Below are 13,988 nucleotides of genomic sequence, written 5' to 3'. Positions count from 1 at the left end.
CGTCCCGGTGGATGAAGGGCGACAAGTACCTGGACCGCCGGAAATCAATAAGAGGTCATGATGAGTACTGAAATCAAAACTCAGGTCGTGGTACTTGGGGCAGGCCCGGCAGGTTACTCTGCTGCCTTCCGTTGCGCTGATTTAGGTCTGGAAACCGTTATCGTAGAACGTTACAACACCCTCGGCGGTGTTTGTCTGAACGTCGGCTGTATCCCTTCTAAAGCACTGCTGCACGTTGCAAAAGTTATCGAAGAAGCCAAAGCACTGGCTGACCACGGTATCGTCTTTGGCGAGCCGAAAACCGATATCGACAAGATTCGTACCTGGAAAGAGAAAGTGATCACTCAGCTGACCGGCGGTCTGGCGGGTATGGCCAAAGGCCGTAAAGTGAAAGTGGTCAACGGTCTGGGTAAATTCACCGGGGCTAACACCCTGGAAGTGGAAGGCGAGAACGGCAAAACCGTGATCAACTTCGACAACGCGATCATCGCGGCGGGCTCCCGTCCGATCGAACTCCCGTTCATTCCGCATGAAGATCCTCGCGTGTGGGATTCCACCGACGCACTGGAACTGAAAACCGTACCAAAACGCCTGCTGGTTATGGGTGGCGGTATCATCGGTCTGGAAATGGGTACCGTATACCATGCGCTGGGTTCAGAGATTGACGTGGTTGAGATGTTCGACCAGGTTATCCCGGCTGCCGATAAAGATATCGTTAAAGTCTTCACCAAACGCATCAGCAAGAAATTCAACCTGATGCTGGAAACCAAAGTGACTGCCGTTGAAGCAAAAGAAGACGGTATTTACGTTTCCATGGAAGGCAAAAAAGCCCCTGCTGAAGCGCAGCGTTACGACGCCGTGCTGGTAGCGATTGGCCGTGTGCCAAACGGTAAAAACCTCGATGCAGGCGCTGCTGGCGTTGAAGTGGACGACCGTGGCTTTATCCGTGTGGACAAACAGCTGCGTACCAACGTGCCGCACATCTTTGCTATCGGCGATATCGTCGGTCAGCCAATGCTGGCGCACAAAGGTGTTCACGAAGGTCACGTTGCCGCTGAAGTTATCGCGGGCATGAAACACTACTTCGACCCGAAAGTCATTCCATCAATCGCGTACACCGAGCCGGAAGTTGCCTGGGTTGGTCTGACCGAGAAAGAAGCGAAAGAGAAAGGCATCAGCTACGAAACCGCCACCTTCCCGTGGGCAGCTTCTGGCCGTGCGATCGCTTCCGATTGCGCTGATGGCGTGACCAAACTGATCTTCGACAAAGAGACTCACCGTGTGATCGGTGGTGCGATTGTCGGTACCAACGGCGGCGAGCTGCTGGGTGAGATCGGTCTGGCTATCGAAATGGGTTGTGACGCTGAAGACATCGCGCTGACCATCCACGCGCACCCGACTCTGCACGAGTCCGTGGGCCTGGCTGCAGAAGTGTTTGAAGGTAGCATCACCGACCTGCCAAACGCGAAAGCCAAGAAGAAGTAATCTCTCGAACCGTAAAAAGCCGCTCAACTGAGCGGCTTTTTTTATTTACGGCGCAACGGGCTGCCACTCTTTGTCCGGATGATAAGCCGTTATCGCTTTCGCTTTCTTCTGCGATTCATTTCCCAGGTTTGTCTGATACACCTGATCATCACCGTTCACTACAAAACTCATCACGCCAGTCTGCCCGTAGCTGACGGGCCAGGCGATCATCGCAAAGCCGTTGTCTTTATCCGGCAGAATGCGGAAGTGATAGCCGTGATAACCGGTCCCCGGCACCTGCGGGCTGAATGCTGGCCCCAGTGGGCTGGGCGCTTCACCCGGCGCGGCTGGCCAGTATAAACCGTCTTTTTTCCCTTCAGTGCTGATCACTTTTTCCGCATAGCGATGGTTGAGTGCGAAGAAACTCTTCTGTGCATCCACATAGGCGTGGAGCGCTTCAATAGCGGCCAGCTCGTTGCGACCGATCTCCCGTGTCAGGATCTCCTCTGCGGCTTTTTGCATATCAAACTGCCAGCCAGCGGCGCGTTTCACCGCCGGGATGGGCAATTGCCAGTCGCTGTCGCCCACGTTGAGGTGCGCCACATCGCCGTTGATCACCGTGTGGTGGCTGACTTTCCAGTCGCGCAGAAAACGGTCGACCGCCTCCGGATCGACGCCCTCCGGCGGCAGAAAATCACGCCAGTCATCGCCGAGCAGATTTTTCATCTCGGCTTCGTTTTGCCCACTGATGGCTTTTGCCAGCGCGCTGGTCGCCTCGTCCGGCGTGGCAAAATTCTGCTGTGCGAGGGCGAAGGTTGAGACCATGAACAACATCATCCCACTGAGTAATTTCGTTTTCATTTCGATTCCCTTAGCGGTGACGGAATTCACGGTGTTCGCTGCGGCCTGCCGGCATTTGCCGTGGCTGCTGACGATTCTGGTGCTGCGCGGTGAACTGACGGCTTTGCGCCCCGCGCTGTTGCTGCGCCTGCCAGTTGGCTGAGCGGCTATCGTTGCCGCTTAACGCATTGGCTCGCGGTTGCGTATTTCGCTGGCGGGTTGGCTGTGAGGCCGGTCGATCCTGCCGCTGTGACAGTTTCTGATGATTCTCGCGCTGCGCTTTGTTATTCGATCGCTGGGCGGTGTTTGGTTTAGTGGTGTCGTACCCGCGATAGTTATTACGCTGGGAGATCTGTTTCAGCTGATTGTTCGCCGCCTGACGCTGCACGTCTTTGGTTGCCGGGCGCTGGGTTTGTGAAAGGGTTTTCCCGGTTGATTGCTGAACTTGCGCCATCGCCGCCTGACGCTGGCTGTCGCGATTGATCGGTTGGTGCTGAGTGGCACTCAGACTCGTCGCGCTTTTCGTCGAGTGGAAGCGGTTGTTCAGCTGATTATTCGGATACGGAACGCCTTCACGGTAGGCCGGATTATGCTGCCAGGTGCGGTTGTTATCCGTCAGGCGCTGTCCGCTGATTTTGTTGAAATTATCCACATTGATATTGATGTTGTTATCACCATTGCGGTTATAGCCGCCGTTGTGGTGATCGTAGTCATCGTGATCATGATGGTGATAATCGTCGTCATCGTCCCAGTCGATATTGCTGAAAATCGCGTAAGTCGTGGCGACCCCAAGGCTAAACCCAAGGCCTTTCACCAGGCTATTGGTAAACTGCTCGCCAGGGGAAGGGGGCAGATAAACCGGCGGATAGCTGGCGCTGGGCCAGGTGCCGTAAACCGTGTTGGGATTGTAGGTCGGAACGTAAACCACCTGCGGATCGGCGGACTCGATTTTGATCACCGTTGGACTGGTCGTCGTGGCAGCGGTCGTTGACGTTGAGCCGGACGCTGTGCTGGCAGCCGGTGCCGCTTTCTTCACGCTGGTGACCGTTTGCTGTGGCGTGGACTGCAGCGCGCCCGTCTGCTGGGCCAGGAGCCGCAGACGCTGGACGGAGTCCATTACATCTTTTGGCTGAGCCAGAAACGCATCGCCGAGATTCTGTATCCATGGCGGATTTTCCCCCATCAGAGACATCAGCTGAGGGAAGGCCACCAGAGATTTGACGCTGGGGTCCCACGGCTGATTGCTCACCGCCTGAATGGCGGCATCACCCTGCATTTTAGGGTTATCTTTCGACCACTGCGCGGCCTGAATCACGTTTGCCGGGTAGGTTGAGGCCATCAGGATCTGTGAGAGCAGTGCGTCAGGGTAGAGCGCGATGGGCGCGGTCCACTGATCGATTTGCGCGGCGGTATAGGTCGGGGTGACCACCGGGGCGGGTGTCGGGGAAACAGGCTGAGGTGCGGTGGGCGCCACAGCGGGCGGAGGTGTTGAAACCGTCTCGGGCGCTCGACTTTTCACATACATGACGCCGGATGCGGCTAACAGCCCGGCACTGCACAGCAGGACAAGCAGATGTGGCTTAAAGGGCAACTTCATAGTGTGACTCCAGCGTAAGCAGTGTCGATGGGCGTTCTTGTTGCCGCGAGTATATTCACCCGTATTTTGTGGTTTTGATTAATGTTGGGAAACGGCCCGCTGTATCCGGATAAAGAGTGTGAGCATTTATTACACAAATTATATCCGATGGGGAAAAAGGCGTGAGATATTCAGAAGGCCGCTCTTGCGAGCGGCCAGCAGTAAACCGCTGAAAGGCGGTTTTTTGTGGCCGAAAAATCCCGCTCTCCGCGCGCTATACCATCCTTAACGATTCAGCAAACTATTTAATGTTGCTTTTTTGTAAACGGATTAACACTGTGCAGAAATCCTGCTATGCTGCCCGACGCGGTATCGGGCATTTACCCTACAAACTGCTGTCTCACAGGAGCGTGAAGAGAACGCCGACCGCATATGACAATGAGAGCGAGGAGAACCGTCGTGCTAGAAGAATACCGTAAGCACGTAGCAGAACGTGCCGCCGAGGGAATTGTACCGAAACCCTTAGATGCAACCCAGATGGCCGGCCTCGTCGAGCTGCTGAAGAATCCGCCTGCGGGCGAAGAAGAATTCCTGTTAGATCTGTTGATCAACCGTGTTCCGCCAGGCGTCGATGAAGCCGCGTATGTGAAAGCCGGATTCCTTGCTGCCGTTGCCAAAGGCGAAGCAACCTCCCCACTGGTTACTCCTGAAAAAGCGATTGAACTGCTCGGCACCATGCAGGGCGGCTACAACATCCATCCGTTAATTGATGCACTGGACAGCGACGCGCTGGCACCGATTGCCGCAAAAGCGCTGGCACAGACGCTGCTGATGTTTGATAACTTCTACGATGTGGAAGAGAAGGCGAAAGCGGGCAACGTCTATGCGAAACAGGTGATGCAATCCTGGGCTGATGCCGAATGGTTCCTGAACCGTCCTCAGCTTGCTGAAAAAATTACCGTTACGGTCTTCAAAGTGACCGGCGAAACCAACACCGATGACCTGTCTCCGGCCCCGGATGCCTGGTCCCGCCCGGATATCCCACTGCACGCCCTGGCGATGCTGAAAAACGCCCGCGAAGGCATTAACCCCGATCAGCCGGGCGTTGTCGGTCCGATCAAACAGATCGAAGAATTAAATAAGAAAGGCTTCCCGCTGGCGTATGTCGGTGACGTGGTCGGTACCGGTTCTTCGCGTAAATCCGCAACCAACTCTGTGCTGTGGTTCATGGGCGATGACATCCCTCATGTCCCGAACAAGCGCGGCGGTGGTCTGTGTCTCGGCGGCAAAATTGCACCTATCTTCTTTAACACCATGGAAGATGCGGGCGCACTGCCGATCGAAGTGGATGTGAGCGACCTGAACATGGGTGACGTGATTGACGTTTATCCGTTCAAAGGCGAAGTCCGCAACCATGAAACCGGCGAACTGCTGGCTAGCTTCGAACTGAAAACCGACGTGCTGATCGACGAAGTCCGCGCCGGTGGCCGTATTCCGCTGATCATCGGTCGTGGCCTGACCACCAAAGCGCGTGAAGCGCTGGGCCTGCCGCACAGCGATGTGTTCCGTCAGGCGAAAGACGTGGCGGAGAGCACTCGCGGCTACTCCCTGGCTCAGAAAATGGTTGGCCGCGCGTGCGGCGTGACGGGTGTTCGTCCGGGCGCGTACTGCGAACCTAAAATGACCTCCGTCGGTTCTCAGGACACCACCGGTCCTATGACCCGTGATGAACTGAAAGACCTGGCGTGTCTGGGCTTCTCGTCCGACCTGGTGATGCAGTCCTTCTGCCACACGGCTGCCTATCCGAAGCCGGTAGACGTGACCACACACCACACGCTGCCAGACTTCATCATGAACCGTGGCGGCGTATCGCTGCGCCCTGGCGATGGTGTTATCCACTCCTGGCTGAACCGCATGCTGCTGCCGGATACCGTGGGTACCGGTGGTGACTCCCACACCCGCTTCCCGATCGGCATCTCCTTCCCGGCAGGCTCTGGCCTGGTGGCGTTTGCTGCCGCAACAGGCGTGATGCCGCTGGACATGCCGGAATCCGTTCTGGTGCGCTTCAAAGGCAAAATGCAGCCGGGCATTACCCTGCGCGATCTGGTGCATGCGATCCCGCTGTACGCGATCAAACAGGGCCTGCTGACCGTTGAGAAGAAAGGGAAGAAAAACATCTTCTCAGGCCGCATTCTGGAGATCGAAGGTCTGCCGGATCTGAAAGTTGAGCAGGCGTTTGAGCTGACGGATGCCTCTGCCGAGCGTTCTGCGGCAGGCTGTACCATCAAGCTGAACAAAGAGCCGATCGTTGAGTATCTCAGCTCTAACATCGTGCTGCTGAAGTGGATGATCGCAGAAGGTTACGGCGATCGTCGCACACTTGAGCGTCGCGTTCAGGGTATGGAAAAATGGCTGGCCGATCCGCAGCTGCTCGAAGCCGATGCTGACGCGGAATACGCGGCGGTTATCGACATCGATCTGGCGGATATCAAAGAGCCAATCCTGTGCGCACCAAACGATCCTGACGATGCGCGTCTGCTGTCTGACGTGCAGGGCGATAAGATCGACGAAGTGTTCATCGGCTCTTGCATGACCAACATCGGTCACTTCCGTGCTGCCGGTAAGCTGCTGGATACCCACAAAGGCCAGCTGCCAACGCGTCTGTGGGTCGCTCCGCCAACGCGAATGGATGCGGCACAGCTGACGGAAGAGGGCTACTACAGCGTCTTTGGTAAGAGCGGCGCGCGTATCGAAATCCCTGGCTGTTCCCTGTGTATGGGTAACCAGGCGCGTGTGGCTGACGGTGCAACGGTAGTCTCTACCTCGACCCGTAACTTCCCGAACCGTTTAGGGACCGGTGCGAACGTCTATCTGGCCTCTGCGGAGCTGGCGGCTGTTGCGGCGCTGATCGGCAAACTGCCGACACCGGAAGAGTACCAGACCTTCGTTGCTCAGGTTGATAAGACGGCGGTGGATACCTATCGCTATCTGAACTTCGACAAGCTCTCTCAGTACACCGAGAAAGCCGACGGCGTGATCTTCCAGACCGCCGTGTAAGATGTTGCCGGGCGGCACCGCGCTGCCCGGCCTGCAAGACAATAAAACCCCGCGTTTTGCCCGCGGGGTTTTTTATTTTCCACTCCTGACACCCGTCCCGCTTTTTATCTCCTCTCTATCTGCGATAATTACGCCAATGGCTCTGCAGAGGAAAACACCATGGATTACGAATTTCTGCGCGATATCACCGGAGTGGTGAAAGTGCGTATGTCGATGGGCCACGAGGTGGTCGGGCATTGGTTCAACGAAGAAGTGAAAGAAAATCTCGCCCTGCTCGACGAAGTCGAAGACGCTGCGCAAACCGTAAAAGGCAGCGAGCGATCCTGGCAGCGCGTCGGGCATGAATACACCCTCTGGATGGACGGGGAAGAGGTCATGGTGCGCGCCAATCAGCTTGAGTTTTCAGGCGATGAGATGGAAGAGGGGATGAGCTACTACGACGAAGAGAGCCTGTCGCTGTGCGGCGTGGAGGACTTTTTGCAGGTGGTAGCGGCGTACCGTGATTTCATGAAACAGAAGTAAATCAGCGGAGCGTCCTTGCTCCCCGCGCGCTTTACACGGCCGGAATATTGCGGCCGTAGTAGATTTCGCGCATCTCTTTCCAGAGCAGATCGGTAATTTCCTTCCGCTCCTCTTCGCTTAAATCTTCTGGCCTGGTGTGGAACATGTAATGCTTCAGGTCGAATTCTTTCAGTAACATCTTGGTGTGGAAGATGTTTTCCTGGTAGACGTTCACATCCATCATGTCATACAGCGCCTTCATGTCCTCGGACATAAAGTTCTGAATCGAATTGATCTCATGATCGATAAAATGCTTCATGCCGTTGATATCACGGGTGAAACCGCGCACGCGATAGTCCACGGTGACAATATCGGATTCCAGTTGATGGATGAGATAGTTCAGCGCATTCAGCGGTGAAATCACCCCACAGGTGGAGACCTCGATGTCAGCGCGGAAGGTACACAGCCCGCCTTCCGGGTGGCTTTCGGGATAGGTGTGCACGCAGATATGGCTCTTATCGAGATGGGCGACCACCGCCTCGGGCAGTGGGCCAGGGTGCTCGGTGGGATCGATAAGCTGCGGGTCGATCGGCTCTTCGCTCACGAGGATCGTGACGCTGGCACCCTGCGGTTCATAGTCCTGACGCGCAATGTTCAGAATATTGGCCCCGATGATGGAGCAGGTTTCTGACAGGATCTCGGTCAGGCGGTTGGCATTGTAGAGTTCATCGATATAGGCGATATAACCATCGCGCTCCTCCGCTGTTTTCACGTAGCAGATATCGTAAATACAAAAACTCAGGCTTTTGGTCAGGTTGTTAAAGCCATGCAGTTTCAGCTTTTTCAATTTAGTTCACCCCCTTAGAGGACAGCGCGTCTTGCAGATATTGTGGCAGGGCAAAGGCCGCCGTGTGGACTGCCGGATTATAGTAGCGGCATTTCAGGCCTGCCTGATGGAAGCGTGCCTGGATTATCTCGGTCGACAGATGGCGTAGCGCCCCGTTATCCGTCGCCCAGGCAAAGGTCATGATGCCGCCGTAGTAGGTGGGGATCGCCGCCTGATAGAAGCTGACGTCACCAAAATAGGTGCTCAGCTTGCGATGGCTGTCGAGGGCTTCGTCCTGCTGCAGGAAACAGACGCCGTTTTGCGCCACGAAAATCCCGCCAGGGTTCAGGCAGCGTTTGCAGCCTTCGTAGAAGGACGAGGTGAAGAGCGTCGCGCCCGGCCCGATGGGATCGGTGCAGTCGGAGATGATCACATCGAAGGTCTGGCGGGTCTGATTAACAAAATTAACGCCGTCGTCGATCACCAGCGTAAAACGCGGATCGTCGTAGCTACCAGCATTGTGATTTGGCAGGTACTGGCGACAGAAAGAGACCACGCCGGCGTCGATCTCGACCATCGTAATACTTTCGACGGTTTTATGGCGGGAGACTTCGCGCAGCATTGCACCGTCGCCGCCGCCGATAATCAGCACGTGTTTCGCGTGCCCGTGCGCCAGCAGCGGCACATGGGTCATCATTTCGTGATAGATGAACTCATCGCGCTCGGTGGTTTGCACCACGCCGTCCAGCGCCATGACGCGCCCGAAGGCAGCGTTCTCGAAAATGATCAGATCCTGATGATCGGTCTTCTCATGATAAAGCACGTTATCAACGGCAAAGTACTGACCAAACTGGTCATGCAGCGTTTCATGCCACAAGGTGTTATCGGTCACAGGCTGATACCTCCTTTGTTAACATCCATTACACCCACGCAAAATGGGCGCAACATCATAGCCAACAACGACCGCGCATGCACGGCCATCATTGCAACAAAGGGGCGTCGGGAAGGGTTACTTCACGTAGGCGAGCAGGCTCAGCGAATCGCGGGCCAGCGCTTTGCATTTTTTCGCGACAGGAATGCCAATGCCGCTTAAATCGCGGTAACTGTCTTCACCGAGCGCCTTCATGTCAAAGCTATCGTAGTTGCTGAGATCCCATTGATTTTGCTGGGCAAAAAAAACCAGTGCGCGACGAATCTGCCCGTTAGGTAAATTCTGGTATCCACAATCGTTTTTCAGGAAAACAAAAACTGCCGTCAGATCGGCCATATCTTCCGCTTCGTTTTCACTCAGCGCATAACTGTTCGCACTCATCGCCACCAGGCTGGCGAACAAAATTGTCCTGAAAAACGTCTTCATTGCTTTTACCACTGCGTCACGGAAATTAAACGTTAGCATACTTGATACCAGCGCGACGACCTTTATTATTGCCGCTTTACTTGACCTTCTCCCAAGGGGAGGGTTTAAGCTCAAAATATCACCTGCACGGAAAAAAGGAATGAACATGCAACGTCGTGATTTTTTGAAATATTCAGCCGTACTGGGGGCTGCCAGCGCGTTACCTTTATGGAGCCGCGCCGCATTCGCCGCCGACAGACCCACCCTGCCCATCCCTGATTTACTGACTGCCGACGCCCGCAGTCGCATCCAGTTAATCGTTCAGTCGGGAAAATCGACCTTTGGCGCGCATCAGGCCACCACATGGGGATATAACGGTAATTTGCTCGGTCCGGCGCTTCAGCTTTCCCGGGGCAAACCGGTGACGGTGAATATTCATAATACCCTTGCGGAAGAGACGACGTTGCACTGGCATGGCCTGGAGGTTCCCGGCGAGGTCGACGGTGGCCCGCAGGGGGTGATCAAAGCGGGCGGTGAGCGCACCGTGACCTTTACCCCGGACCAGCACGCAGCGACCTGCTGGTTCCATCCCCATCAGCACGGCAAAACCGGGCATCAGGTGGCGATGGGGCTGGCGGGGCTGGTGCTCATTGAAGACGACGAAAGCCGGATGCTGCGTCTGCCAAAACAGTGGGGCATCGACGATGTGCCGGTGATCGTACAGGACAAGAAATTTACCGCTGAGGGGCAGATCGACTATCAGCTCGACGTGATGAGCGCCGCCGTAGGCTGGTTTGGCGATACGCTCCTGACCAACGGGGCGATTTATCCGCAGCATTCAGCGCCGCGAGGCTGGTTGCGCCTGCGCTTGCTCAACGGCTGTAACGCGCGCTCCCTCAACTTTGCCACCAGCGACCAGCGTCCAATGTACGTGGTGGCGAGCGACGGCGGGCTGCTGGCTGAGCCGGTGAAAGTCAGCGAACTGCCGATGCTGATGGGCGAGCGTTTTGAAGTGCTGGTGGATATCAGCGACGGGAAACCGTTTGACCTCATTACGCTTCCGGTGAGTCAGATGGGGATGGCCGTTGCGCCGTTCGATAAGCCGCATCCGGTGCTGCGCATACAGCCGCTGCGGGTGACGGCCTCCGGCACGCTGCCGGATACGCTGGCGGCCATGCCTGCGCTGCCGTCCCTCGACGGATTAACCCAGCGCAAACTCCAGCTGTCGATGGACCCCATGCTCGACATGATGGGCATGCAGGCATTGATGAACAAACATGGCGATCAGGCGATGGCGGGCATGCACCACGGTCAGTCGATGGGGCATATGAATATGGACCACGGCAAGATGGGCAACATGGGCCATATGAATCACGGCGGCGGGAAAGGGTTTGATTTCCATAACGCCAACCGTATCAACGGCCAGGCCTTTGATATGAACACCCCGATGTTTGCGGCCAGTAAGGGCCAGTACGAACGCTGGGTGATTTCAGGCGAGGGCGACATGATGCTGCATCCGTTCCACATTCACGGCACGCAGTTCCGCATTATCTCCGAGAACGGCAAAGCGCCGGCGGCACATCGAACGGGCTGGAAAGATACGGTGCGGGTGGAGGGCGGAGTCAGCGAAGTGCTGGTGAAGTTTGAGCATGACGCGCCGAAGGAGTTTGCCTATATGGCCCACTGCCATCTGCTCGAACATGAAGATACGGGGATGATGCTAGGGTTTACGGTGTAAAAAAGCCGGGCGGCGTTTTCGCCTTACCCGGCCAGAGTTCTAAAAACGGCAACCCGAAGGTTGCCGTTTTGCATTTCACTCACATCTACTTCACATCATCCGGCAACGCATACGCGACAATATAGTCGCCCATCTTCGTGCCAAATGACCCGTGACCGCCCGCGGAGATGACAACGTACTGCTTGCCATTCGCTTCGTAGGTCATCGGTGTGGCCTGTCCACCGGCCGGCAGACGGCCTTGCCACAGTTTCTCACCGTTAGTCATGTTGTACGCACGCAGGTAGTTATCTGCGGTTGCCGCAATGAACAGAACGTTACCGGCAGTAGAGATCGGGCCGCCGAGCATCGGCATACCCATATTGAACGGAACAGGAACCGGCATCGGGAACGGCATGCTGTCCTGTGGCGTACCAATACGTTTTTTCCATACTACCTGGTTCGTTTTCAGATCCAGCGCGGAGATGTAACCCCAGGCAGGCTGTTTACACGGCAGGCCAAACGGAGAGAGGAACGGGTTCAGCGTAACGCCATACGGCACGCCGTACTGCGGCTGAATACCGGCTTCGGTACCGCTGCCTTTCGCGTCTTTCGGCTGCTCCATCGGGTTACCAGGACCGCGCGGGATCAGCTTCGAGACAAACGGCAGTGCCATCGGGTTGGCAATCGCCACCTGACGGTTTGGATCGACCGAGATACCGCCCCATTCGAACATCCCCAGGTTACCCGGGAAGACCAGCGTGCCCTGCTCAGACGGCGGGGTGAAGATGCCTTCATAGCGCAGCTGATGGAACATCACGCGGCACACCAGCTGATCGAACATCGTGGCGCCCCACATGTCCGCACCGGTTAGATCTTTCTTCGGACGGAAGCTCAGGTCAGAGAACGGCTGCGTTTTCGAAACGTAGTCGCCTTTCGCTGCGCCCTGCGGCACCGGTTTTTCCGGAGCAGGAACCACCAGTTTGCCGTTAGAACGGTCGAGCACGAAGATGTTGCCGGTTTTCGCTGGCGCGTAGATGACCGGAACAGTTTTTCCGTTGACGGTAATGTCGGCCAGCGTTGGCTGGGACGGCATATCCATATCCCACAGGTCGTGGTGAACGGTTTGATAGCTCCAGGCCAGTTTCCCGGTCGTTGCGTTCAGCGCCACGATGGCACTCGCGTAACGCTCCTGCTCTGGCGTGCGGTTCCCGCCCCAGATATCCGGCGTGGTCACGCCCATCGGCAGATAGACCAGATCCAGCTTCGCGTCATACGCTGCCGGTGCCCAGGAGTTCGGTGAGTTAAAGGTAAAGGTGTGTTCATCCGACGGGATGGCGTTAGGATCTTTCGCGCCCGGATCGAAGGCCCACAGCAGTTTGCCGGTGTTCACGTCGAAACCACGAATCACACCCGAGGTTTCACGGGTAGAGAAGTTATCCGTGACAGAACCGGCAATGACGATGGTTTTATCGGTGATGATCGGCGGTGACGTCGGCTCATACAGGCCCGGCGTGGTATCCGGCATATTGGTCTGCAGGTTGAGGATACCTTTGTTGGCAAAGGTTTCGCACAGCTTGCCGGTTTCGGCGTTGATCGCAAACAGACGGCCATCGTTCACCGGCAGCATGATACGGCGAGGACAGTCAGCCACCACGTCCGGGCTGGCGTTGTCCGCGCGCGCTTCGTGGTAAGAGACGCCACGACAGGTCACGTGCTGGAAGGAGGTGTTGGTGTTCAGCTGCGGATCAAAGTGCCATTTTTCCTTACCCGTCGACGCATCCAGCGCGAACAGACGCTGGTGAGCGGTACACAGGTACAGCATGTCGCCCACTTTGATCGGGGTGACTTCGTTGGTCAGCTCACCCGGATCGTTCGGCTGCTTCAGATCGCCGGTACGGAACGTCCAGGCTTCTTTCAGGTTTTTCACGTTATCGGCGTTGATTTGCTTCAGCGGCGAGTAACGTTGTCCTTCCTGATTGCGCCCATACGCTGGCCAGTCGCCGTCAGCCACCTGAGAAATGGCGGCGGCAGGCGTGGAATCGGCACTCAGGGTACCTTTCACTTCCTGCGGATCGTTAAATCCGGCCCAGGTCAGAATGCCACCGGTGATGAGCAGCGCCACGACCAGTGCCGCAACCGCACCGCTGGACGGCACCAGCAGGCGACGCCAGACGAAGGGCAAGATCAGCCAGATACCAAAGAAGACGAGAATGTCGCTACGCGGCGTGAGCGCCCAGAAATCGAAGCCGACCTCCCAGACACCCCAGACCATCGTTGCGAGCAGAAGTGCTGCGTAAAGCCACAGCGCGGAACGTTTACGCCGCAAAAGCAGGACGGTCACAGCAATCATGACCAGGCCCGCAATCGGGTAGTACCAGGAGCCGCCAAGCGCGACCAGCCATACGCCACCGATTAACAGATACAGCGCGCAGAATGCGGCAAAAGCGGCTGTTAACGTTACCAGTAGACGCGGCTGTTGAGATTTTATTTCAGCCATAGAAAAGTACTCTGTAGTTTGTTAATTATTTGATAGCAATTAATTATAGGTATTAACAAGTGTGATCGGAATCACAAAATGAGCTTTTTGTAACTCATGCGCCAGGCGAATCCATTTGCTGGTATACTGCCGTACTTGTGAATCATTGACGGACGTATCTGCATCCGCAGTGAT

The 13,988-nt window shown here is 56.2% G+C and carries 10 protein-coding genes; 4 read left to right on the top strand and 6 right to left on the bottom strand.

What is annotated here, in order from left to right; genetic code table 11:
- Window positions 1–60 precede the first annotated feature (60 nt).
- Window positions 61–1,485, top strand: coding sequence for a dihydrolipoyl dehydrogenase (gene lpdA, locus F153LOC_RS10150; protein ID WP_100777599.1), 1,425 nt, complete (start codon window positions 61–63; stop codon window positions 1,483–1,485).
- Window positions 1,486–1,530: 45 nt separating this feature from the next.
- On the opposite strand, the gene F153LOC_RS10145 is transcribed toward lpdA, so the two are convergent.
- A complete protein-coding gene (locus tag F153LOC_RS10145; protein ID WP_102104611.1) occupies window positions 1,531–2,325 on the bottom strand; it encodes a DUF2950 family protein in 795 nt (264 codons plus the stop codon).
- A 10-nt stretch (window positions 2,326–2,335) separates the two neighbouring features.
- Window positions 2,336–3,901 carry a DUF3300 domain-containing protein gene (locus F153LOC_RS10140; RefSeq protein WP_102104612.1) on the bottom strand — a complete coding sequence of 522 codons (1,566 nt, stop codon included), beginning with the start codon at window positions 3,899–3,901 and terminating at the stop codon, window positions 2,336–2,338.
- 438 nt (window positions 3,902–4,339) lie between these two features.
- Between F153LOC_RS10140 and acnB the strand changes: the two genes are divergently transcribed.
- Window positions 4,340–6,937 (top strand): bifunctional aconitate hydratase 2/2-methylisocitrate dehydratase, encoded by a 2,598-nt coding sequence (gene acnB, locus F153LOC_RS10130; RefSeq protein ID WP_100777596.1) that lies wholly within the window; start codon window positions 4,340–4,342, stop codon window positions 6,935–6,937.
- Window positions 6,938–7,096: 159 nt separating this feature from the next.
- Complete coding sequence (gene yacL, locus F153LOC_RS10125) at window positions 7,097–7,459, top strand: protein YacL (RefSeq protein ID WP_100777595.1); 363 nt, start codon at window positions 7,097–7,099, stop codon at window positions 7,457–7,459.
- A 31-nt stretch (window positions 7,460–7,490) separates the two neighbouring features.
- Here yacL and speD read toward each other — a convergent pair whose 3' ends face one another.
- The 3 genes from speD to F153LOC_RS10110 all read right to left on the bottom strand — a co-directional run bounded on the left by speD (window position 7,491) and on the right by F153LOC_RS10110 (window position 9,621).
- Window positions 7,491–8,285, bottom strand: coding sequence for an adenosylmethionine decarboxylase (gene speD, locus F153LOC_RS10120; protein WP_100777594.1), 795 nt, complete (start codon window positions 8,283–8,285; stop codon window positions 7,491–7,493).
- A 1-nt stretch (window position 8,286) separates the two neighbouring features.
- On the bottom strand, window positions 8,287–9,156 hold the full coding sequence (gene speE / locus F153LOC_RS10115; protein WP_102104613.1) for a polyamine aminopropyltransferase: 870 nt from the start codon (window positions 9,154–9,156) through the stop codon (window positions 8,287–8,289).
- A 117-nt stretch (window positions 9,157–9,273) separates the two neighbouring features.
- Window positions 9,274–9,621, bottom strand: coding sequence for a YacC family pilotin-like protein (locus F153LOC_RS10110; protein ID WP_100780766.1), 348 nt, complete (start codon window positions 9,619–9,621; stop codon window positions 9,274–9,276).
- Between the two features lie 145 nt (window positions 9,622–9,766).
- Here F153LOC_RS10110 and cueO point away from each other — a divergent pair, with 145 nt between their 5' ends.
- Window positions 9,767–11,338 (top strand): multicopper oxidase CueO, encoded by a 1,572-nt coding sequence (gene cueO / locus F153LOC_RS10105; RefSeq protein ID WP_102104614.1) that lies wholly within the window; start codon window positions 9,767–9,769, stop codon window positions 11,336–11,338.
- Between the two features lie 85 nt (window positions 11,339–11,423).
- Here cueO and F153LOC_RS10100 read toward each other — a convergent pair whose 3' ends face one another.
- Entirely contained in the window at window positions 11,424–13,814 is a 2,391-nt protein-coding gene (locus tag F153LOC_RS10100) for a glucose/quinate/shikimate family membrane-bound PQQ-dependent dehydrogenase (protein ID WP_102104615.1), read from the bottom strand.
- Between the last annotated feature and the right edge of the window lie 174 nt (window positions 13,815–13,988).

Origin of the sequence: Lelliottia sp. F153 (genome assembly GCF_002870005.1) — a bacterium.
Lineage (GTDB): Bacteria > Pseudomonadota > Gammaproteobacteria > Enterobacterales > Enterobacteriaceae > Enterobacter > Enterobacter nimipressuralis.
The sequence above is the reverse complement of the archived record's forward strand: the minus strand, read 5'-3'. Positions and strand labels throughout refer to the sequence as shown.